Annotated in this window: 18 protein-coding genes and 1 riboswitch; of the genes, 8 read left to right on the top strand and 10 right to left on the bottom strand. The window is 65.7% G+C overall.

The genetic code is table 11. The features are described 5' to 3' along the window. Position 1: 1 nt before the first annotated feature. From ON04_RS05400 to ON04_RS05390, 3 genes are read right to left on the bottom strand one after another with little or no spacing between them, the layout of a single operon-like run. Entirely contained in the window at positions 2 to 766 is a 765-nt protein-coding gene (locus ON04_RS05400) for a lysophospholipid acyltransferase family protein (RefSeq protein WP_238529243.1), read from the bottom strand. 21 nt (positions 767 to 787) lie between these two features. Continuing rightward, the gene (locus tag ON04_RS05395; RefSeq protein ID WP_010540567.1) at positions 788 to 1,672 is read right to left on the bottom strand and encodes a hypothetical protein; all 885 of its coding nucleotides are present in this window, start codon (positions 1,670 to 1,672) and stop codon (positions 788 to 790) included. Beyond that, positions 1,669 to 2,130, bottom strand: coding sequence for an SRPBCC family protein (locus ON04_RS05390; RefSeq protein ID WP_010540566.1), 462 nt, complete (start codon positions 2,128 to 2,130; stop codon positions 1,669 to 1,671). The genes ON04_RS05395 and ON04_RS05390 overlap by 4 nt, the downstream gene beginning before the upstream one ends. 137 nt (positions 2,131 to 2,267) lie before the next feature. Here ON04_RS05390 and ON04_RS05385 point away from each other — a divergent pair, with 137 nt between their 5' ends. Next, on the top strand, positions 2,268 to 4,067 hold the full coding sequence (locus ON04_RS05385; protein ID WP_010540565.1) for an AMP-dependent synthetase/ligase: 1,800 nt from the start codon (positions 2,268 to 2,270) through the stop codon (positions 4,065 to 4,067). A gap of 35 nt (positions 4,068 to 4,102) precedes the next feature. Here ON04_RS05385 and ON04_RS05380 read toward each other — a convergent pair whose 3' ends face one another. The 3 genes from ON04_RS05380 to ON04_RS05370 all read right to left on the bottom strand — a co-directional run bounded on the left by ON04_RS05380 (position 4,103) and on the right by ON04_RS05370 (position 6,468). Continuing rightward, entirely contained in the window at positions 4,103 to 5,236 is a 1,134-nt protein-coding gene (locus ON04_RS05380) for a glycosyltransferase family 4 protein (protein WP_029457801.1), read from the bottom strand. A 170-nt stretch (positions 5,237 to 5,406) separates the two neighbouring features. Further along, the gene (locus ON04_RS05375) at positions 5,407 to 6,006 is read right to left on the bottom strand and encodes a C40 family peptidase (protein WP_010540563.1); all 600 of its coding nucleotides are present in this window, start codon (positions 6,004 to 6,006) and stop codon (positions 5,407 to 5,409) included. 13 nt (positions 6,007 to 6,019) lie between these two features. Further along, positions 6,020 to 6,169: riboswitch (cyclic di-AMP (ydaO/yuaA leader) on the bottom strand. Positions 6,170 to 6,249: 80 nt separating this feature from the next. Then, entirely contained in the window at positions 6,250 to 6,468 is a 219-nt protein-coding gene (locus ON04_RS05370) for a hypothetical protein (RefSeq protein ID WP_029457799.1), read from the bottom strand. A 199-nt stretch (positions 6,469 to 6,667) separates the two neighbouring features. Between ON04_RS05370 and ON04_RS05365 the strand changes: the two genes are divergently transcribed. Next, complete coding sequence (locus tag ON04_RS05365; RefSeq protein WP_238529242.1) at positions 6,668 to 8,272, top strand: DEDD exonuclease domain-containing protein; 1,605 nt, start codon at positions 6,668 to 6,670, stop codon at positions 8,270 to 8,272. Positions 8,273 to 8,278: 6 nt separating this feature from the next. Here ON04_RS05365 and trpD read toward each other — a convergent pair whose 3' ends face one another. Next, positions 8,279 to 9,343, bottom strand: a complete 1,065-nt coding sequence (trpD, locus tag ON04_RS05360; protein ID WP_010540561.1) for an anthranilate phosphoribosyltransferase — start codon at positions 9,341 to 9,343, stop codon at positions 8,279 to 8,281. A 291-nt stretch (positions 9,344 to 9,634) separates the two neighbouring features. On the opposite strand from trpD, the gene ctaE reads away from it, so the two are divergent. The 5 genes from ctaE (at position 9,635) to ON04_RS05335 (ending at position 16,567) form a co-directional block, all read left to right on the top strand. Then, on the top strand, positions 9,635 to 10,246 hold the full coding sequence (ctaE, locus tag ON04_RS05355; RefSeq protein ID WP_010540560.1) for an aa3-type cytochrome oxidase subunit III: 612 nt from the start codon (positions 9,635 to 9,637) through the stop codon (positions 10,244 to 10,246). A 56-nt stretch (positions 10,247 to 10,302) separates the two neighbouring features. Continuing rightward, on the top strand, positions 10,303 to 11,187 hold the full coding sequence (gene qcrC, locus ON04_RS05350; RefSeq protein ID WP_010540559.1) for a cytochrome bc1 complex diheme cytochrome c subunit: 885 nt from the start codon (positions 10,303 to 10,305) through the stop codon (positions 11,185 to 11,187). Next, positions 11,184 to 12,374 (top strand): cytochrome bc1 complex Rieske iron-sulfur subunit, encoded by a 1,191-nt coding sequence (qcrA, locus tag ON04_RS05345; RefSeq protein WP_010540558.1) that lies wholly within the window; start codon positions 11,184 to 11,186, stop codon positions 12,372 to 12,374. The genes qcrC and qcrA overlap by 4 nt, the downstream gene beginning before the upstream one ends. Next, a complete protein-coding gene (gene qcrB, locus ON04_RS05340; RefSeq protein WP_010540557.1) occupies positions 12,371 to 13,993 on the top strand; it encodes a cytochrome bc1 complex cytochrome b subunit in 1,623 nt (540 codons plus the stop codon). Before qcrA ends, qcrB begins: the two co-directional genes overlap by 4 nt. Before the next feature lie 129 nt (positions 13,994 to 14,122). After that, complete coding sequence (locus ON04_RS05335; RefSeq protein ID WP_010540556.1) at positions 14,123 to 16,567, top strand: AAA family ATPase; 2,445 nt, start codon at positions 14,123 to 14,125, stop codon at positions 16,565 to 16,567. 52 nt (positions 16,568 to 16,619) lie between these two features. On the opposite strand, the gene ON04_RS05330 is transcribed toward ON04_RS05335, so the two are convergent. Next, a complete protein-coding gene (locus tag ON04_RS05330; RefSeq protein ID WP_010540555.1) occupies positions 16,620 to 18,185 on the bottom strand; it encodes an FAD-dependent oxidoreductase in 1,566 nt (521 codons plus the stop codon). 269 nt (positions 18,186 to 18,454) lie between these two features. Here ON04_RS05330 and ON04_RS05325 point away from each other — a divergent pair, with 269 nt between their 5' ends. After that, the gene (locus ON04_RS05325; RefSeq protein ID WP_010540554.1) at positions 18,455 to 19,612 is read left to right on the top strand and encodes an acyl-CoA dehydrogenase family protein; all 1,158 of its coding nucleotides are present in this window, start codon (positions 18,455 to 18,457) and stop codon (positions 19,610 to 19,612) included. 74 nt (positions 19,613 to 19,686) lie between these two features. Here the strand turns inward: ON04_RS05325 and ON04_RS05320 are convergent, their stop codons facing one another. Together ON04_RS05320 and ctaC are read right to left on the bottom strand one after the other, a co-directional pair. Beyond that, positions 19,687 to 20,103 carry a cytochrome c oxidase subunit 4 gene (locus tag ON04_RS05320; RefSeq protein WP_010540553.1) on the bottom strand — a complete coding sequence of 139 codons (417 nt, stop codon included), beginning with the start codon at positions 20,101 to 20,103 and terminating at the stop codon, positions 19,687 to 19,689. Between the two features lie 38 nt (positions 20,104 to 20,141). After that, a complete protein-coding gene (ctaC, locus tag ON04_RS05315; RefSeq protein ID WP_193350589.1) occupies positions 20,142 to 21,260 on the bottom strand; it encodes an aa3-type cytochrome oxidase subunit II in 1,119 nt (372 codons plus the stop codon). Between the last annotated feature and the right edge of the window lie 48 nt (positions 21,261 to 21,308).

Genomic DNA, 21,308 nt, shown 5'->3' with positions numbered 1-21,308 from the left:
GTCAGCGCATGCCCTCGACGGGCTGGTCCAGCATGTTCCGGCCCGCCTTCTGGACCGCTTCGTAGCGCTTCTTCATATCGGCACCGTACGTGTCGGGTACGTACTCCTGACCGGTGAGCGCCTGGATATGACGCATGAACTCGTCGGTGAGCTCTCGTTCTGCGGTGCGGTCGCCCGCCCTGCCCGCCCACGGTGACAGGTCGACCGGCTCCCCCACCTTGATGCGGATCTCGGGCCGGCGTCCGAAGCGGAGTCGGCTGAGCCCGCGGATGTAATCACCACCGCCGATCACGCCCACGGGGATGATCGGCACCCCGGCGCGGAGAGCGAGACGGGCCGGACCGGTCTTGCCCCGGAACAAGCGACCGTCCGGCGAGCGGGTGCCCTCGGGGTAGATGCACAGGACCTCGCCCCTCGACAGGACTTCAAGCCCCGCGTCGAGCGCGGCCTGGGCGGCGTCCGCATTTGTGCGATCAATCGGGTGCTGCCCGGAGCCGGCGAAGAACCAGCGACTCAGCATGCCGCGGATGCCCGTCCCGGTGAAGTAATCGCTCTTGGCCAGAAAGGTCACCCGGCGAGGAACCAGAAGCGGCATGAACAACCAGTCCGCCACCGATTCATGGTTGCCGACCAACAGCGCGGGACCGTGGCGGGGGAAGTTCTCCCGACCGGTCACAACACACCGACTGGTAAGCCGCAGGAACGGGCCGATGAGCACGTGTTTGAACAGGTAGTACAGCACCGTGGTCACCGGTCCTCGCGTCATGGGTGTTAACGAAAGCAGATACTACCCGGCCTGGCCCGCGGATCCGCTCGGCACCAGATTCGGGGGCCACAGCTCCGGGTCGGGCACGAAGCGGGCGACCACTCGGCCGGCGTCGGCGTCGAACTCGGTCCCGACGAGTTCGCATCGCGCCAGCAGTGAAGGCAGAGGCAATACCGCCCGGAACCCGTCGTGTTCCAGACGGAGTCTGTCCCCCTCGACCGTCACCGGTGAAGAGGGACGGGTGGGAACCGGATACTCGACCAGGTACCCCCCGACACCGTCAGATGTGACCTCGGGGTGGACAGCTCCCCTGGCCAGGGCCGCCATCGCCACCGTCCCCTCGGGTGCGCTGCCCACCACGTGCACCTCTAGCGGGCCGGCAAGGAAATCGGCCACGTCGCCGGCGAGGGACGCGAGACGGTGGGCCTCCCTTATTCGTGTATCCGCGCGGTCTCCCGCCGCCATCGACGCGAACCGGACGTGCGCGGGCCACCTCGACTCGACAAAGGCGGCGAGCTCCCCGGCCGCGGAGATCCGGCGGACCGCGGAGATGTCGCCATCGAGTTCCACCACCACGACGTCCCAGTACCCGGCACGCGCGGCGCGGCGGGCGTACTCCCAACCCAGCACTGCTGAGAGCGGGGTGTCGCCGCCGGCGGACAGTGCGGCAAGGACGTCGTCGTCCGGGTCCACCGATCCCGAGCGGTACGCCTCCAGACGCAAGATCGGGTCTTCAGGACGGATCTCGACGGAACCGTGGTCGCCGGTGGCCAAGCGGGGGTCCACGGCATTCGGGTGGCCGGTCAGGACGAGTGCGGTGCGCCCGTCCGAGAGGAGGTTCGCGGTGGTGGCGGCGCGTTGCGCGGGATCGCCACCCAGAATGACGACGACCAGAGTCTCGGTCACCGGGACTCCGCCCGACGTTTGAGTTCGCTCAGCGCGTCTTCGAGGATCCTGCGCTCGGCACGACTGCGCAGACTGCCGATGACCGGCACCACGAGTTCGATCTCCAACTCGTAGTCCACCCGCGTGCCACCGCTCACGGGCGCCAGTTTGTAGCTGCCGCGCTGGGACTTCTGCAGCGTAGAGCTCTCCAACTGCCATTCCAGACCGCGGTTGTCCGCCGACCAGGAATAATGAAGCACGTACTCGTCGACGATCGCGCCCGCCTCGAGTTGGAAACGGACCTGGTCCGGACGACCATCCGCGCCCGTGGACACGACCTCTGCGGCACGAATCGACGCGGACCATTCCGGGTAGGCGCTGAAGTCGGAAATCACCGCCATGACCACGTCCACCGGGGCATCGACCACCGTGGAATCCTTGGTCGGCCAGACCTCGGGGGCACCGTTGTCCTCGTTCATACCGTCAAGCTTCACACATTCCGACCGGCGATGCGCTCTTCACAGTGGTCGGGTGATGCCGGGCGGCGTCGACCTCCCCCGACCGCGCGGATAGTGTGGCAGGCGACATAACGGAACGTCTCCACCGGGAGGACCCTTTGCGCGAATATATCGCCGCACCCGCCACCTTCACCGTCCCTGACGACTGGTCCTGCGTTCAGGCGGCCTACGACCGCGCAGAGCAGAGCCCGCGCAACGTGGCATTCCAGAAGCCCGTCGACGGCCGTTGGACGGACGTCACCAACCTGCAATTCGCCGAGGAGGTCAGAGCCGCGGGACGCGGGCTGATTGCGCGCGGAGTCGAAGCAGGCGACAGGGTCGCCCTGCTGTGTTCCACCCGATACGAGTGGAACGTCATCGACTTCGCCATCTGGGCCGCCGGCGCGGTGACGGTGCCCGTGTACGACAGCTCGAGCGCCGAACAGATCCGCTGGATCATGGAAGACTCGGCCGCCCGACTCATCATCGTCGAGAACGACGTCAATGCCGCTACAGCCCGCGCGGGCGTCGAAGGCCTGGACGGCAGTCGTGAGGTACTCATCATCGACGGCGCGACACCCGTACTCGAGGCCTTGGCATCGGAAGGTGAAACGGTCGACGCGACGGCGCTCGACGAGCGTCGGTCCATGGTGCGCGCGGACTCCCCCGCTACGTTGATCTACACCTCCGGCACCACCGGCAGGCCCAAGGGCTGCATGCTCACGCACCGGAACTTCATGTCCGAGACGCTGGCGGTGCTCGAGACACCGTTCAAGCAGTACCTGCGCGACGACTCCACCACGGTGATGTTCCTGCCGCTGGCCCATGTCCTGGCGCGTGCCATCACCTTCGCGGGCTTCCACGCGGGTGTGACCATCGCGCACTCGTCGGACATCACGAATCTCGTCGAGACGTTCGGTGAGATGAAGCCGCACTACATCCTGGCCGTTCCGCGCGTCTTCCAGAAGGTTTACAACAAGGCCCAGGCGACCGCGCAGGACGGTGGCGCCTTCAAGGCCTGGATGTTCGCCAAGGCTGCCGAGACCGCGGTCGCATACTCCAAGGCCAATCGGGCGGGCAAAGTCGGTCCACTACTCCGGCTGCGCCACGCGGTGTTCTCCAAGCTCGTCTACGCCAAGCTCGTCAACGCGCTCGGCGGACGCTGTGAGATCGCGATTTCAGGTGGTGCCGCGTTGGGTGAGCGTCTGACGCATTTCTTCGACGGTATTGGGGTCAATATTTTCGAGGGCTACGGGCTCACCGAGACCTGTGCTGCCATCACGGTCAACACCCCTGACCGTATGCGGATCGGCAGCGTCGGGCAGCCACTCCCCGGTTGCGCTGTCAGGATCGCGACCGACGGCGAGGTCGAGGTCAGCGGGCCGGTCGTCGCCTCCGGCTACTGGCAGAACGAGAAGGCCACGGCGGAGTCATTTGCGGACGGATGGTTCCGCACCGGTGACCTCGGCTCACTCGACGAGGACGGCTACCTACGCATCACCGGCCGCAAAAAGGAAATCATCGTGACCGCGGGCGGCAAGAACGTCGCGCCCAACCAGCTCGAGGACGCACTTCGCGCGGATCCGCTCATCGCCGAGGCCGTCTGCGTGGGTGACGGCCAGCCGTTCATCTCCGTGCTGCTCACCCTCGATCCGGAAGCCGTTGAGCGGTGGCAGAAGCAGCACGACAAGTCCGGCTCGTTGTACGACCTGCTCAAGGACGCCGACATGATCGAGCACCTTGACCAGCTGCTCGCGCGGGCCAACAATTTGGTCTCGCACACCGAGTCGATCAAGAAGTATCACGTGCTCCCCGACCAGTTCACGGAGGAGACCGGTGAGCTGACCGCGTCGCTCAAGGTCAAGCGCAACGTGGTGCACCAGAAGTACGCCAAGCAGATCGAGGCCCTGTACGCCTGAGCGCGATGTCAGACGGAACGCGTGTTCCCGGGGGATCACTCCCCCGAGAGCACGCGTTCCATTTCTGTGGCGAGGTCCTCCCACCGCCAGTTGTCCAGGACCCATGTGCGCCCGCGCACCCCCATCGATGAGGCGCGTGGCTTGTCTTCCAGCAGACTTGCCACGGCATCGGCCACCTCGCCGTCGGACCTTCCGTCCACCACCAGCCCGGTACGGCCGTCCTGCACGGTTTCCGGCGCTCCTCCGCTTCGGCCGGCCACCACCGGCACGCCACAGGCCGAGGCCTCCAGGTAGACGATTCCGAGTCCCTCCACGTCGAGCCCGCCGCCCCTCGTGCGACAGGGCATGGCAAACACGTCTGCCATTCGATGGTGGTCCACGATCTCGTCCGCCGGAACCCGTCCGGTGAAGATCACCCGGTCACTCACGCCGTGGCGGCGCGCCAACCCCTCCAGGCTCCGACGGTAGGGCCCCCCGCCGACGACGACGAGGACCGCTCCCGGCACACGCCTGGCGATCTCAGGCATCGCGCGAATGAGCGCGTCCTGTCCCTTCCGCGGCACGAGCCTGGACAGGCACACGATCACGTTCCTATCGGCCACGTTGTAGCGCTCGCGGATCGCCTTTCTCCTGGCAGGGTCGGGCCGGAACCGGTCCGTGTCCACACCTCCGGGCTGATGGACGAGACGGGCTCGGGGTCCGAATGCGGAGGCGAACCTGTGGCGCGTGTAGTCACTGACGTAGGTGACCGCGTCCGTGGAATCGCCGATGATTCTCAGCACCTGCCGCGACCCCGGCAGCATCGACCAGCCGACCTCATGCCCGTGGGTGCTGGCGACGATCCGGGTGACCTGTCCCTGCCGGAGAACTGGCGCCATCACCGCGAGAGGCGCGGCTGCGCCGAACCATATGGTGTTCGCACCGAAATCCGCAGCCAGTCTCCGGGCGCGATCGGCGAGATCCGGGGTGGGGAGCAGCGTCTCCGTGGGCACCCGCTCGACCCGAAACGGCTTGGATGCGTCGTAGTCCGCCGATTCGGTCCCACGGAACGTCGAAGCGAGCACCGCGACGTTGTCGGGATCCAGGTGGGACAGGTACATCTCGAGATACGACTGGATGCCGCCGGGGCGGGGCGGGTAATCATTGGTGATCAGCAGGGTCTTGGTCATCATTAACGAGACTGCCACAGGGCGCGCGCGGCCTTCGCCCGCCCTGCCGGGACGGATACCTGTCGCCGCCGATCAGCCACGGAAGAGCCCCGTGAATGCGACAAACCCCGTCGACCCCGGCTCTCGGCCGGGTGTCGACGGGGTTCGCAGAAGCCCGAGAACTGACTGACTCAGTAGTAGCGGGTCGCGCCGTAGAACGGCATGGAGTCGAGCGGTGCGTAGCTGACCGAGGTGCCGGAGTACGGCGCGTGCACGACCTGGCCGTTGCCGGCGTAGATGCCCACATGGCTGGCGCCACTGTAGAAGGCCACGATGTCGCCGGGCTGCAGGTCGGCCTTCGCCACCTGCGTGCCGCCGCCGATCTGAGCCTGGCTTGTGCGCGGGATGGAGATCCCGGCCTGCTGGTACGCCCACGAGGTGAGGCCCGAGCAGTCGAACGAGTTGGGGCCGGTGGCGCCCCACACGTACGGCGATCCGACGCGGGTGCTCGCTGCGTCCAGGATGCGCTGCCCGGTGGTGACCACGGGTGCCGGGGCGGCGAACTCGACCGGAGCGACCTGAGCGAGGCCGGCCGGGAGCGCGATGCCCTCGGGGAGGTCGAAGGTGACCTGGGCCGGCACACCCGGAAGCTGGAATTCGACGGGGACGTCGACGGACACCGGTGCGGCGGCCGCGGTGGCGGAACCCGCAACTGCGGCTCCTGCTGCGAGCAGTCCGGCTACGGCGACACGGCGGCCGGTCGAACTGGTCTTGATGCTGTGAGCTCCCACGAGAGTCTTTTCCTCTTTCTTCCTGTTACACCGACCGGGTTAGCTGACGGGTTCGGACACGGAAGTCTGTCCTACGCTCGAGACCGCGATGGCCCCGTGTGCGATTCACCCCACTGGAACTTGGTTCCCCGGTGCGCGGTATGCGCTTAGGTGGTGACCCCGGCTCCCCACCGGTGGGCGGGCGATGACTTCCGAGGTCTCGAAAAGGTTACGAAACCATCTCTTCGAAGTCCAGCCCATCGCTCACGCGGCCTCGGATCCGGCCAGAATTTCGAGAGTCGTGACCATTCCGAGTTCACGCAGAACCTCGATGGCCGATCTGATCTCCGGCTCCAACACATAACCGCACGACTCTTCAAAAAAGCCATCTACCTGGCTTTTCTCTCCGACAAGCAGCGAGACTATGCAGCCCTCGCAACCTTCGGAACGAGCCGGACACTCGGCGCAGTCCATCGAGATCATGATCTACCTCACATTCCGTCCTGAGCGTGTTGCCCATTCGTTATCGAGCCGCGATAGCCGTCCCATGGCGTCGCCCACGTCGCACCCTAGGAACCGGGTACGACACGACCTCGCGTCAAGGCGGCGTCCCGGAGGACACACCGGCGGACAGGGAGGGTCGAGACCGGACGTGTCGGACCCCGGCGTTACCGTCTGCGCCATGTCCGGATCCCTCTCGCCCGTGCTGCCCGGCACACAGGCGGCGTTCGACGATCTCGAGCCTCTGCTCTCCGAAGTGACCTTCGTCGTGGTGGACCTGGAGACCACCGGAACCAGCCCGGGTAGGGATGAGATCACCGAGATCGGCGCGGTACGGGTGCGCGGCGGAGAAGTGCGGGCCGAACTGTCGACGTTCGTCTCCATCGACGGCTCTCTACCCGCTCACATCAGTCGACTCACGGGTATCGAGTCCGGAGACCTGGTCAATGCGCCGTCCCTTGGCGAGGTCATGGCGACCTTCCTTGAGTTCTCGCGAAACTCTGTACTCGTTGCCCACAACGCCCGATTCGACCTCGGCTTCCTCCGCGCGGCCGCCATCGCCACCGGACACCCCTGGCCCGACCCGCAGTCCGTATGCACTCTCGCCCTCGCTCGCCGGGTTCTGCACCAGGGTGAGACACGTGGTCACAAACTAGGGGTGCTGGCCGCACATCTCGGCGCCACCGTCGAACCGAACCACCGCGCTCTGCAGGACGCGCGCGCCACTGTCGACGTGCTCCACGCGCTCATCTCGAGGGTCGGCGACTGCGGCGTCTCTACGCTCTCGGAGCTACGGGCTTACGACGGTCGCTTGTCGCCGGACGTACGGCGTCGATCTGCGTTGACCGACTCACTCACCACCGGGCCGGGCGTCTACGTGTTCCGCGACGCTTCCGGCGTCGCTTTATATGTCGGATCATCTATCTCCGTCCGTCGACGAGCCCGTTCCTATTACTCCGGTGGCGACTCCCGGGGGCGGATGCGGACGATGGTTGGACTGGCCTCATCCGTCGAGGCCGTTCCGTGTGCACATCTCCTCGAAGCGTGGACGGTCGAGGAGCGCCTCATCGACTCGTTGCAACCCCCGTACAACCGTCGCTCCCGTAGTCCCCGACGTGGCTGGTGGCTGTCGCCGCCAGAGGGACGGGCCAACCGGGGCCGAGTAGCCCGACTCCCCGACCGTGACCATGCGATCGGCCCGTTCCGCCGCGCGGAAGACGCCAGAGACGCCTGGCAGGACCTCATGGAGATCTTCGAGGTGATACCGGATGCCCGGGAGTGGACGGCGTTTGTGGACGGACGCGACTCCAGCGTGTTGCGGGCCCTGATCGCCAGAATCGACACACTCGCCTCCGAGGGAGCCTTCGAACGTGCGGCTCGGCTGCGGGACCGCGTCGCCGTCCTCGTCCGCGTCCTCGCGCGCCGACAGGAGTTCGCGGCAACGGCCCGCGTGGCCGAGATCGTCCTGGCCCAGCCCTCCCGACCGCACGCCTGGGCGATCGCGGTGGTGCGATTCGGCCGACTCGCGGGGTCGGGAACTGTTCCCGCAGGCGCATCACCCATGTCCGTCATAGACGGACTCAGATCGGCCGCCACGACCGTCCTGCCGACCATCGGCCCCTTCGCTGGAGCCACATCGGCAGAGATCTCGAACGTGCACCGGTGGATTGATTTCGCGCCGACAAGGATCGTCACCGTCGACGGGGACTGGTCCCTCCCCCTGGACGGCGCTCGCGCGTTCGTCAACTGGGCGGAGAAGGCCGAACGCGCCGCTGGTGACAGCTGACCCGTCTCAGCGCCCCCCGGCGCTGAAGCTCGCCCACGACTCGAGCAGTCGGGCCGCCTGCCCGCTGTCGATCGCGGCGGCCGCGCGATCCACCGCGACGAGCATCGCCGGAGCGAGATCATCACCACGAGAAAGTCCGTCAAAAGCCACCAACGCCGCCGCGGAGTTCAGCAACACAGCATCACGCACAGGCCCGCGATCGCCCGCCAGAAGAGCACGGGCAACGCCGGCGTTGTAATTGCCGTCGCCACCGCGGAGCTCCTCTATAGAGCACGTGTCCATCCCGAAATCAGCTGGCGAGATCCGGTCCTCATCGACGTGTCCGTCAGAAACCCTGAGCACCCGCGTGGGACCAGTCATAGTGATCTCGTCAAGGCCGTCCTCGCCGCGGACAACCAGAGCGGACCGGCCGCGGAGCGCGAACACCTCGGCCATCACGGTCATCAGATTCTCGAAGGCGCACCCGATAAGATTCGCCGTGGGTGCCGCCGGGTTGGTCAATGGCCCGAGGATGTTGAACACCGTCGGGATGCCGATTTCCCTGCGCGGGGTGGCGGCGAACCGAAGCGCGGGGTGAAAGACGGGAGCGAAGCAGAAGGCAACACCCACGCTGTCCAGGCAGCGTGCGACGTCTTCCGGCCCCAGGTCGATCGATACCCCCAGGGCCTCCAGCACATCCGCGCCACCGCTCTTTGAGGAGGCCGCGCGATTTCCGTGCTTCACCACCGGAACACCGCATGCGCTGACCACCAACGACGACATAGTCGAGATGTTGACGGTTCCCTGCCGGTCGCCGCCCGTCCCAACGATGTCCACGCTCGGACGGTCGGTGGGCACGCGCCGGGAGTAGGCGAGCATCGTGGACGCCAGCGCGTCGAGCTCCACCCCGGTCACGCCCTTCATCTTCAAAGCCACCCCGAAAGCCGCGATCTGCGCATCCGTGGCAACACCCTCCATGATTCGGGACATCGCCCAGCTGGCATCCGCCGAATCCAGGTCCTCGCCCTCGGTGAGCGTGCCGAGAACCCCGGGCCACGAGCGACCCCCGCCGAACGCTGCCGAACTGACCACGTGTCCCGACCTTCCTGATGGTGTCCTACCGGCCCGCACCCCGATGGCCCGGACCCGCCGCGCCCAATCGTGCCACCAGCCGCCTTCACCTCGCCGCCGGACTCCCTCCGGGAGACCTCGTTCAGCGCCTCTGCAATCAGGCTGAGAGCGCCCTGATAGCCCCTGCAAGGGGGTCGCTTCCCCGTCCCTTACACGGTCGTGACGAAGACGACCTGCGGAAACGCTGATCGGACACGCCGATTTCGGGGGTCCGTGCAGACTCCGCCCACCTCAGGGGTCATACTTGGCCTCGTGACGAGCGCAGTAGATAACTCAGGATCGGCCATGGCCCAGCGTGTTCATTCGCTGAATCGGCCAAACATGGTCAGCGTGGGCACCATCATCTGGTTGTCCCAGGAGCTGATGTTCTTCGCGGGCCTGTTCGCGATGTACTTCGTCTCCAAGGCAAATTCGGGAGGTGACTGGCCTTCCTACCCCGTGCACCTGAACGTGCCGTTCGCCCTGACGATCACCGTGATCCTCGTGGCGTCGTCGTTCACCTGCCAGATGGGTGTCTTCGCCGCGGAGCAGGGTGACGTCTTCGGGCTTCGCCGCTGGTACGTGATCTCCGCCGCGATGGGCACGGTGTTCCTCATCGGGCAGTCGTACGAGTACGTGACGCTGGTGCTCGAGGGCACCACCATCTCGTCCAGCGTGTACGGGTCCGTTTTCTTCATCACCACCGGCTTCCACGGCCTCCACGTAGCGGCGGGCGTGATCGCTTTCGTCGTACTCGTCATGCGTACGACGATGTCGCGGTTCACGCCGGCGCAGGCCACCGCGGCCATCGTGGTGTCCTACTACTGGCACTTCGTTGACGTGGTCTGGATCGGCCTCTTCGTCACCATCTACTTCATTCAGTAGTCAGCTGGCTGCAGGACGCTGTGTCCAGCAGGTCCCAACACCAAAGGGAACTCACAATGAACTCACCTCATCCACCCGCTGCGGACTCGCCGTCGCCGGAGTCGGCAGCGACTCCGAAGCGTCCGGCGTCCTCCAAGCGGCGCCGCAAGGCGACCGGCGCGCTCGTCATAGCTGCCGGTCTGCTGGGCGCTGGAGCCATCGCCACGGCCGTCGTTCCGGAGCCCCAGGTGGCAACGGCGCAGCAGGACCAGGCCGCCCTCATCGCCGAGGGTAAGTCGATCTTCGACGTCGCCTGCATCACCTGCCACGGCGCAAACCTGCAGGGCGTCGAAGACCGCGGCCCGTCGCTCGTCGGCGTCGGCGCCGGCTCTGTCTACTTCCAGGTGCACTCCGGCCGCATGCCCGCGGCCGACAACGAGGCCCAGGCCGAGCGGAAGAAGCCCCGGTACAACGAGCACCAGATCATGGCGCTCGCCGCGTACGTCGATCTCTACGGCGGCGGTCCGGATATCGTCAGGGACGCGGACGGGAACATCGCCCAGGAAAGCCTTCTTGGCGCCTCGGGCGAAAACCGCTCCGACGAGATCGCTCGTGGTTCGGAGCTCTTCCGCCTCAACTGTGCCTCCTGCCACAACTTCACCGGTCGTGGTGGCGCCCTGTCGGCGGGCAAGTACGCCCCGACTCTCGACCCTGCCAACGAGCAAGAGCTCTACCAGGCCATGCTGACCGGACCGCAGAACATGCCCAAGTTCTCGGACCGCCAGCTCACGCCTGACGAGAAAAAAGACATCATCGCCTACGTTAAGAACGCCGACGGCAAGGTCTCGCCCGGTGGCTACGCCCTCGGCGGCCTGGGCCCCGTGACCGAAGGCGTGGCCATGTGGCTTGTCGGCATCGTCGCCCTCATCGGCGCGACCCTGTGGATCGGAACCCGTTCATGAGTGAAAGCCCGAAGGACCCGTCCGCCGCGGACCTCGACCGGATGAGTGACGCTGAACTCGTCCGGCTGGGAACCGAGCTTGATGAGGTCGACGTCCGGTTCCGCGAACCGCGTTTCCCCGAGGGTGTCACCACCCGCGCCGAGAAGCGTGCCGCTCGCACGGTAACCATCTGGTTCGCCCTGTCCGCCCTGCTGGCGCTGGCTTTCGCCGTCATCTACATCGCCTGGCCGTGGGAATACCGCGGGGAGGGCGAAGACGGCTTCGGCATGTACATGCTGTACACCCCGCTGCTCGGCGTGACGATCGGCCTATCGATCCTGTTCCTGGGTTTCGGCGCTGTCCAGTTCACCAAGAAGTTCATCCCCGAGGAGATCTCGGTCCAGACTCGCCACGACGGCCCGTCGGAAGGTGTGGACCAGAAGACGATCGTCGCCGAACTGAATGACGCCTGGAAGACCTCCACCCTTGGTCGCCGCAAGGTCATGGGCGGCTTCCTCGGCGCCGGCGCAGGCCTCATCGGACTCTCCGCGATCCTGCCCCTCGGCGGCATGATCAAGAACCCGTGGAAGCGCGGCGAGCTCACCATCGCCGGCGACGGCACTCTCCACACCACCGGATGGACGCTCGCCTCGAACGAGCGCCCCGACGGCCTGCCCGCCGAGAAGGTCTACATCGCACGCGATACCGGCAAGGTCTACCCGGACGGCCACCCGCCGGCCGGCGAGGGTCGCCTCGAGCGCATCCACGTTGAGGACTTGGCCGCCGGTGGTCTCGAGTCGGTCTTCCCGCTCCCCGCCACTGCCCTCGGAAACTTCGAGGAGCACATGCACTCCATCCATGGCGTCCGCAACGCTGTGATGCTGATCCGCTTCCGTCCCGAGGACGCTGACCGCGTGATCAAGCGCAAGGGCCAGGAGAACTTCAACTATGGCGACCTGTACGCCTACTCGAAGATCTGCACCCACCTCGCCTGCCCCACGTCGTTGTACGAGCAGCAGACCCACCGGTTCCTCTGCCCGTGCCACCAGTCGCAGTTCGACGCACTCGAGTACGCGAAGCCGATCTTCGGCCCCGCCGCGCGTGCGCTGCCGCAGCTGCCCATCGCCGTGGACAGCGAGGGCTACCTCGTCGCCAATGGTGACTTCATCGAGCCCGTCGGACCGGCCTTCTGGGAGCGTCGTTCATGAGTAACAACACTAAAATCGCCGCAGTCGGCCACGGGCTCGACTCGCGGTACACCATGGCAAAGGGCATGCGCCGGCAGATCAATAAGGTCTTCCCGACGCACTGGTCCTTCCTCCTGGGCGAGATCGCCCTGTACAGCTTCATCATCCTGCTGATCTCCGGTGTGTACCTCACCCTGTTCTTCGACCCCTCGATGTCGAAGGTGATCTACCAGGGTGCGTACGCGCCGCTCAACGGCATCGAGATGTCGCGTGCTTACGAGACTGCACTTCAAATCTCGTTCGAGGTCCGTGGCGGGCTCTTCGTCCGTCAGATTCACCACTGGGCAGCGCTGCTGTTTGTGGCCTCGATGGTCGTTCACATGATCCGTATCTTCTTCACCGGCGCATTCCGTCGCCCGCGTGAGGCCAACTGGGTTATCGGTTGTGTGCTGCTGCTCCTGGGAATCGTCGAGGGGTTCCTCGGTTACGGCCTCCCGGACGAGCTGCTCTCGGGTACCGGCCTCCGGATCACCTCCGGCATCATCGTCGGCATGCCGGTCATCGGCACCTGGCTCCACTGGATGATCTTCGGCGGCGACTTCCCCGGCGACCTGATGATTCCTCGCTTCTACGTCCTGCACGTGCTGATCATCCCCGCGATCATCCTCGCGCTGATCGCCGCGCACCTCGCGCTTGTCTGGTACCAGAAGCACACGCAGTTCCCCGGGCCCGGCCGCACGGAGAACAACGTGGTGGGTGTCCGCATCCTGCCGGTTTTCGCCGTCAAGTCCGTCGCCTTCGGTGCGATCACGATCGGCATGCTCATGCTCTTCTCGGGCGTGTTCACGATCAACGCGATATGGAACCTCGGGCCGTACAACCCATCGCATATCTCAGCGGGCTCGCAGCCGGACTGGTACATGCTGTGGACAGAGGGCGGCGCACGTGTGATGCCTGCCTGGGAGCTCTACCTCGGCCCGTACACCGTCCCCGCCGTCATGTGGGTGGCAGTGATGCTCGGCGGCATGGTCGCTGTGATGTTCGCCTACCCGTGGATCGAGTCCAAGTTCTCGGGCGACACTGCTCACCACAACCTGCTTCAGCGTCCGCGCGACGTGCCGGTGCGTACCGCCGCCGGCATGATGGCCATCACGTTCTATGTGATCCTGGTGCTGATGGGTTCGAACGACCTCATCGCTTATCACTTCGACGTCTCGCTGAACGCCACCACGTGGGCCGGTCGAATCGGACTGATCCTCATGCCGCCACTCGTGTACTTCTTCACCTACCGCCTGTGCCTGGGACTCCAGCGCACCGACCGTGAGGTGCTGGAGCACGGCATCGAGACCGGAATCATCATGCGCCTGCCGCAGGGTGAATTCATCGAGGTGCACCAGCCGCTCGGGGAGATCGATGAGCACGGACACGCGGTTCCTCTCGAGTACGCCGGGGCCAAGGTCCCGACCAAGATGAACCAACTCGGTGCGGCAGGTCGCGCTCCGCATGGTGCTCTCACGGCCGACCCAATCGAAGAGGCCCGGCTGCTCGACGAGGCAGCCCACCGCAAGCACGACCTCGAGCACTCCACGCTCACGTCGCTGCAGGAGCAAAACCGGCCCCGTCTGCACGACGAGGACTGACCTACCCGGCAGCATCTGATCGCGGGCCGGATCTCCACCAGGAGATCCGGTCCGCGATTTTTGTGGCCACCGCACGTCGACCCGGCCACTCCCCCGCGTAGAACACGGGACACCAGCAGGCAGGCACAGATGACCGAACACACGCACGCAGCTGATACCGGTCACCCGATTGAGCTGACCAATGAGATCGAGCACGCCCTCGAATTGCTCCACGGCGGGCACAACCTCTTCCTCACCGGCAAGGCCGGAACCGGAAAGTCCACTCTTATCCGGCACTTCCTCGCCGAGACCGAACACTCGGCCCTCGTGGCCGCCCCGACCGGCATCGCCGCCCTCAACGTGGGCGGATACACCATTCACCGACTGTTCGGCTTCCACCCCAGCCACACCGTCGACCACATTCGGGGGAACACCTACCGGCCCGCCCGGTTCGCCCAAGCACTGTCAGGAGTGCGCACTCTCATCCTCGACGAGGCGTCGATGATCCGGGCCGACGTCTTTGACATGATCGCCGAGGCCCTCGACCGATTCGGTCCGGACCCCACCATGCCGTTCGGCGGCGTCCAACTGGTTCTGGTGGGCGATCTGTTCCAGCTACCCCCAGTGGTCACGGAAGGCGAGAAGCCCAATTTCGAGAGCGCGTACGCGACCCCCTACTTCTTCTCCGCGAACCGCTATACCCGAAACGAGTTCGCCACCGTCGATCTGACCCACGTATTCCGGCAGTCCGGCGATCCCGAACTCACCTCGATCCTGAACACCATCCGGGAAGGGACGCTGGTCGGAAGTGCCCGGCAGCGCCTCAACGCGAGAACCTTCCCCGACTTCGAACCCCCCGACGACGAGTTCTGGCTCACCCTCACCACGACCAACCGCATGGCCGACGCCCGCAACCGCCGCCTTCTCGAGCGGCTGCCCGGTTCGGAACTGTCGTTCGAGGCCATGACCTCCGGGGACCTCACGGGGTTCGAATTGCCGACCGAGGAGGTACTCGGGTTCAAGGTCAACGCCCAGGTCATGATGTTGAACAACGACCCGGCACATCGCTGGGTCAACGGTTCCATCGGCAGGGTGATCGACGTGACCCTGGGGAGACGAGGCGACCGCGGAGAACGGGGACCGGTCGTAGTCGTCAGATTCACGAACGGCGAGGTGGCCGAAGTGGCGCTGCACACCTGGGATGTGACCCGCCCAGTCGCTTCCGGTGGCGGTATCCGCCACGAGATCGTGGGTACGTTCACCCAGTTGCCCCTCAAACTGGCATGGGCAATCACTATCCACAAAAGTCAAGGTCAGACACTCGACAGGCTGGTGGTTGACCTCACCGGAGGAACGTTCGCGACCGGCCAGTTGTACGTCGCGTTAAGCCGGTGCCGGTCACTCGACGGGCTGATACTGACACGACCGGTTCTCGCCAAGGACCTGCGGACCGATCGGAGGATCATCAGGTTTCTCCGCGCGCCGGACCAGAACACTACCGACCGCCGTTACTGCGCTATTGCGGCGCTGACGGTCGGGAAGGACAACGCGCGGTCCATGCCCAGGCCCGTTGAGCTGGCGATTGCTTTTCCCGACGGCACCGCGGTCACCACCCTGGTCAACCCGGAACGCGACCTCGCAGAGGCCCGTACCGACTACGGGATCACCGTCACCGACATTCTGCTGGCACCGAACCTCCGTGAGGCGTGGGCGATGATCGCGCCCCTGCTAGACGGTCACACGCCCGTCGGCGTGCACGTCGATTCCACGGTCGGTCACGTGGACTCCGAGCTCAAACGGCTGGGTAGCGCGGAGCCCATGCCTCTCGGCGTGGAAATCCCCTCGGACGGACTCACGCCCGGCGAGCGCACTCGCAGTCGCGCGGGGTCGGCCCTGATGCGCGCCCAAGCCGCGTTGCAGGCGTACGAGAGGGTGTGGCCGGAGGACCCGGCGGCCGGAGTGTTCGCTGTGGATCTCGGGGAGGGATCCGGCATCAGTTACCTCCTCAGCCGCGACGTCGGCCTTCGGCCACCGACCTCGAGCGCACTCCCCCAACTGTCGGCGATGCTCAAGATCAGCACAGAGCTCAGTGCGGTTCTCCTGGACCTCCCGCACTGCGCGGACCAGTCGGGTACGGACGACAACGACGACGAACTCACCGCAGGAGACCTCGAAGTTGCGGTGGGCGCGCGACGACTCGTGGCCGAACAGGTGCGCCTGGCAGCCGAGCGAGTGCCCCTGACCACGGAGATACTCGGCCGCCTCCGCAGGGCCGGCACGGTGGTGGGCTCAGATCTTTCTGCCGGGCTCGAAACATCTCAAGCCGTAGGTGCCGCAAAGGTACTGCTGCCCGGCACCCGCGTGAGTTTCTCCGGCAGCGCGCTCGACCGCCAGGGCAGGCTGATGGAGCGATCCGACATGGAGGCCTTGGCAGTCGAGAACGGGCTGCTGCCTGTAGCGAACGTGACCAAGACGAAGTGTGACGCATTAATCGTGGCGGAGGTGGGCAGTCAATCGGGTAAGGCCCGATCCGCATCGAGGTGGGGAAAGCCGGTCATCTCAGTGGCCGACTTCCTGGAGTGGGCAGGGCACTGAGCCCTGGGCTGAACCCGGGGTGCGCCTTGCCGCGCACCCCGGCCCACCGGTCTTAGGGAGCGATCGGCAGGGGGTCGCCGGCCATGTCTGCCACGGCCCTGAACGCCATGGCCATCCCGGAGCCGAGTGGGACGCCGGGGCCCGGGTACGCCTCGCCGGACACCGACGCCGAGGAGTTACCCGCGGCGTACAGACCTGCGATCGCCTGGCCGGCGGCGTCCACCACCGCGCCGTTGGTGTCGATCACGGCACCGCCCTTAGTGCCCAGATCGCCTAGCACCAGCCGGACGGCGTGAAAGCGTTCGCCGCCGAGGGGACGCAGGCATTCCTTGGTGGTTGACGCGCCCAGGAAGAATCGCCCGTACGGGTCCTCTCCCCGACGGAAGTCGGTGTCCTGGCCGTTCTCGGCGAAACCGTTGAACCGGTCCACGCTCTCCGCGAGGGCGGACTTGTCGAGGCCGGTGGCCTTCGCGATCTCCTCGATCGACCCGGCGGAATGCCAGAGCCCGGCCTCACTCAGCTGCTGCTGGTCCGGTGCCGGGATGCAGATGGCGGGGTAGCCCCCGGCCTCGGCGTCATCGAAGACAAACCAGAACTCGTCACCTGCGCCGTCGGCCATCCGCGCCCGCATCCTGCGGCCCATCTGGTCGTACGGGAGGAGTTCGTTAGCGAAACGTCGGCCGGTGCCGTCCACGATGATACCCGCGCGGAAGCCCAGCGTGAAGGCGGCGTGGCCGTTCGGGAAAAGTGTTGCCGGGCACCACCATGACTGGTCGAGCAGGTCGAGTTTGGCGCCCACCTGCTCGAACATCCGGACCGCATCGCCAGATCCGGTGTCCGGGTGCGACGACGACCAGTCGGCGGTGGGCATCTGCTGCCACTCCTTGCGCATCTCGGGCGAGCGTTCGAAGCCCCCTGCGGCCACCAGGACGCCCCGGCGGGCGTTGATCTTGCGGGGGCCCGAGTCGTCACTCACCGCCACACCCACGACGCGGCCGTCGGCGTCGGTGAGTAGTTCCTCTGCGGCAGTCTTCAGGAGCACAGTTGCGTTATCCATCGCGTCCAGGGCCAGAACCAGTCTGGCGACCCACGCGCGTCCACCCTCGAGCCGCGTGGTGTCCTCGGGGGCCCCGAACTGGTCGACCGGAACAGCAGGCCGTATGTCCGAGGTCCGGTCGCCCACCTCCTCGCCCTTGATCGGCTTGGGATAGACGCTACGGCCGCTCTCCTGGCGTCCTGGGGCATCGAAGTAGTCGGGGAACGCCTGGAACCGCATGGGGATGCCGAGCTCGTCCTGGAGGAACTCGACCACCCGCGGGCCCGTGTTGAGGAAGGCCTCCTGGACGTCCCGGTTCGTCCTGTCCCCCACTACGGCGCGGAAGTAGGTGCGACCTCGCTCAACAGAGTCCCCGAGACCGTCGCGGGCGAGAACCGCGTTGCCCGGCAGCCACACGGCGCCTCCGGAATACGCGGACGTACCTCCGAATCGGTCGGTTTTCTCGATGAGACAGGTGGACAGACCTCGCGAGGCTGCTGCGGCTGCGCCGAAGAGGGCGGCTACGCCGGAGCCCACCACCACCACGTCGAAGTGTTGGTCGACTGTGCTGTCCTGTTCCATCACGGTAATCCTCGGTCTCGTCTGGGTGCGGTCGATTGATCCCGCCCAGCCCGCCGGTGACCGGCCCGCCCGACGAGATGTTCTCGCCCGAGGATATCGGCACCCGCGTCAGGTAGAACACGTTTCAGATTCTTCGGGGGTACCCGCCCGAGCCGGTGATCTCGCGAAGATGGGTGCCCGCGCCCTTGTACGATCGACAGTGGTAAAAGACATTCACCTCACACCCCGGACTCCGCCGTCAACGGGGCATCCAATGGAAAGGCGTACCCGTGCGCAGAACTGTGTTTAATGAGGACCACGAGGCCTTCCGCCAGACCCTCCGTTCCTTCATCGAATCTGAGGTCACCCCTAATTTCGACGAGTGGTACGACGCCGGCATCGTGCCGCGCGAGTTCTACTACAAGCTCGCCGAACTGGGTCTCTTCGGGATCACTGTGGACGAAGAGTACGGCGGCGCCGGACTGGACACCCACAAGTTCGAAGCCATCCAGACCGAGGAGATCACCCGCGCCGGCGTCAACTTTGGCGGGTCCAACGTCCACGTCGGGCTGTGCCTGCCGTACATCAAGATGCTCGCCACCGAGGAGCAGAAGCAGCGCTACCTGCCCAAGTTCGTCGCCGGGGAGGAGATGTGGGCCATCGCGATGACCGAGCCCGGGACCGGCTCCGACCTGGCTGGGATGAAAACCACCGCCAAACTCTCCGAGGACGGAACGCACTACCTCCTCAACGGTGCCAAGACCTTCATCACCGGCGGGGTACACGCCGACCGGGTGATTGTCTGTGCCCGCACGTCCTCCCCTCGTGAGGACGACCGTCGCTTCGGCATCTCTCTTCTCGCTGTGCAGACTTCGCTTGAGGGCTACTCCGTGGGTCGCAAGTTGGACAAGGCCGGCCTCAAAACATCTGACACCGCCGAACTCTCGTTCACCGACGTCAAGGTTCCGGTCGAGGACCTGCTGGGCGAGGAGAACCGCGGGTTCCACTACCTCGGACAGAACCTGCCGTCCGAGCGCTGGGGCATCGCGTTCGGTGCCTACGGTCAGGCAGCGGCGGCGGTGCGGTTCGCCAAGGAGTACACACAGCAGCGTGAGGTGTTCGGCAAGGCGGTCGCCTCGTTCCAGAACACCAAGTTCGAGCTGGCTGCCTGCCAGGCCAAGGTTGACGCTGCCCAGGCAGTCGCGGACCGGGCCCTCGAGGCCCTCGACGCGGGCGAGTTGACCCCGGCCGAGGCCGCCTCCGCCAAGTTGTTCTGCACCGAGGTGGCGGCGGAGGTCATCGATCGCTGCCTCCAGCTGCACGGTGGTTACGGATTCATCAACGAGTACCCGATCGCTCGCCTGTACTCGGACAACCGGGTCAACCGAATCTACGGTGGCACAAACGAGGTCATGAAGACCATCATCGCCAAGGACATGGGCCTGTAGGTTCGCTCGCCGACAACAACGGGGCCCCCACCGCGACTGCGATGGGGGCCCCGTTGATTCTGCGAGTGCCGGCGTCAGTGCTTCTCCCGGCCCCAGTGGTACTCGAAGACCAGGCCGCAGACCGTCACGATCAACGAGATCGCACCGCCGATCAGCACCCACCAGTTCCAGAACGCCGCGCCGTACCCGACGACGAAGATCGAGAAGGCCATCATGAAGGGCCACAGGCTGTGCGGGCTGAAGAAGCCCAGCTCGCCGGCTCCGTCGGAGACCTCCGCCTCTTCGTAGTCCTCGGGCAGCGTGCTGATACGACGCGCCACGAAGCGGAGGTAGCCGCCGATGAGCAGGGCCAAGCCACCGGAGAGCACGAAGGCTGTGGTGCCGACCCACTCGACACCGGTACGTGAGGTGCCGGTCAAGTAGCCGTAGCCAACACCCAGGACGACCAAGAAGATCGTCAGAGCGTCGAAGATTCTAACGGTTGCGTTCATCGTTCAAGGAGCCCTTCGCGAGATACCTGGAGAGACCGTCAGTTGGCCGACGCGTTCTCGATGACGTTGTTCTGATCGCGGGTATCGCTACGGCCGGTCTTGAACGGAGCCGTGGACGTGGAGTAAGGCTCCTCGCCGATCGACTCGAGAGCCTCAGCGTTGGACGCGAGCGGATTGTCCTGACGGAACTCGATGTAGTCCGCGAATGCCTCCGGGGAGACCGCACGCAGCTCGAAGTTCATCATGGCGTGGTACGCACCACACATCTCTGCGCAGCGCCCGACGAAGGCACCCTCGCGCTCGATCTCCGACACCTGGAACATGCTCAGCTGCTGGTTCTTGCCGGGGTTCGGCATGACATCGAGCTTGTAGATGAACTCGGGGATCCAGAAGGAGTGGACCACGTCGGCAGCGGCCAGCCGGAACTCGATGCGAGTGCCGGTCGGCACCACCAGCACCGGGACCTCCTCGGACGTACCGACGGTCTCGATATTGTTGTAGTGCAGGTACGACTTGTCCTCGGCGAGACGGCCGTGGATCGGACCGCCGGCGGCGAGCTCACCCTCGTGTCCGAGCGCCGCCCGCTGCTCGTCGGAGAGCACACCCGCTTCCTCGGCCGCGCGCTGCGCCTCGTAGTTGGTGCCGTCCTCGATGCTGGCACCAGCGACGTCGACCTTGTTGTAGCCGAACTTCCAGTTCCACTGGAATGCGGTCACATCGACCTTGACGCCGACCTCGTCCTCCGGACGGAGATCCAGCACCTTGTTCTGGGTGATGACGGTGAAGTAGAAGAGCACCGAGATGATCACGAACGGCACCGCCGTGTAGACCAACTCGAGCGGCACGTTGTACGCGGTCTGACGCGGGAATTCGCCGTCGTCGTTCTTCCTCTTACGGTGGAAGGCCATCGACCAGAAGATCAGCCCCCACACGAAGAAGCCGACGATCAGCGAGGTCACCACGACCAACGTCCAGAACTCGCGAATCGCGATTCCCTCGGGGGTAATCCCGTTCGGGAACCCGAAGTTCATGGTCTGGTTCCACCACTTGTTGTCGGTGTGGAGGCTACAACCGGACAACAGCAAGCCCAATGTGCCGAGAGACACCGCGAGTGTCGCCCTGCGCGTCCGACGACGCCCGTCACGCTGTTCCACCATCATGCCTTCCTGATCAGCGGCTCCGGCCACGTGGCCGGGACACCTTAG

The sequence above is a fragment of the Dietzia alimentaria 72 genome (genome assembly GCF_000226215.1).
Lineage (GTDB): Bacteria > Actinomycetota > Actinomycetes > Mycobacteriales > Mycobacteriaceae > Dietzia > Dietzia alimentaria.
The sequence above is the reverse complement of the archived record's forward strand: the minus strand, read 5'-3'. Positions and strand labels throughout refer to the sequence as shown.

What these genes read in the sequence shown, in the direction of transcription:
- ON04_RS05365 (WP_238529242.1), top strand. Translation starts at nt 6,668, where the DNA reads ATGTCCGGATCCCTCTCGCCCGTGCTGCCCGGCACACAGGCGGCGTTC.
- qcrB (WP_010540557.1), top strand. Translation starts at nt 12,371, where the DNA reads ATGAGTAACAACACTAAAATCGCCGCAGTCGGCCACGGGCTCGACTCG.
- ON04_RS05330 (WP_010540555.1), bottom strand. Translation starts at nt 18,185, where the DNA reads ATGGAACAGGACAGCACAGTCGACCAACACTTCGACGTGGTGGTGGTG.
- qcrA (WP_010540558.1), top strand. Translation starts at nt 11,184, where the DNA reads ATGAGTGAAAGCCCGAAGGACCCGTCCGCCGCGGACCTCGACCGGATG.
- ON04_RS05380 (WP_029457801.1), bottom strand. Translation starts at nt 5,236, where the DNA reads ATGACCAAGACCCTGCTGATCACCAATGATTACCCGCCCCGCCCCGGC.
- ON04_RS05320 (WP_010540553.1), bottom strand. Translation starts at nt 20,103, where the DNA reads ATGAACGCAACCGTTAGAATCTTCGACGCTCTGACGATCTTCTTGGTC.
- ON04_RS05335 (WP_010540556.1), top strand. Translation starts at nt 14,123, where the DNA reads ATGACCGAACACACGCACGCAGCTGATACCGGTCACCCGATTGAGCTG.
- ctaC (WP_193350589.1), bottom strand. Translation starts at nt 21,260, where the DNA reads ATGGTGGAACAGCGTGACGGGCGTCGTCGGACGCGCAGGGCGACACTC.
- ON04_RS05400 (WP_238529243.1), bottom strand. Translation starts at nt 766, where the DNA reads ATGACGCGAGGACCGGTGACCACGGTGCTGTACTACCTGTTCAAACAC.
- qcrC (WP_010540559.1), top strand. Translation starts at nt 10,303, where the DNA reads ATGAACTCACCTCATCCACCCGCTGCGGACTCGCCGTCGCCGGAGTCG.
- ON04_RS05390 (WP_010540566.1), bottom strand. Translation starts at nt 2,130, where the DNA reads ATGAACGAGGACAACGGTGCCCCCGAGGTCTGGCCGACCAAGGATTCC.
- ON04_RS05370 (WP_029457799.1), bottom strand. Translation starts at nt 6,468, where the DNA reads ATGATCTCGATGGACTGCGCCGAGTGTCCGGCTCGTTCCGAAGGTTGC.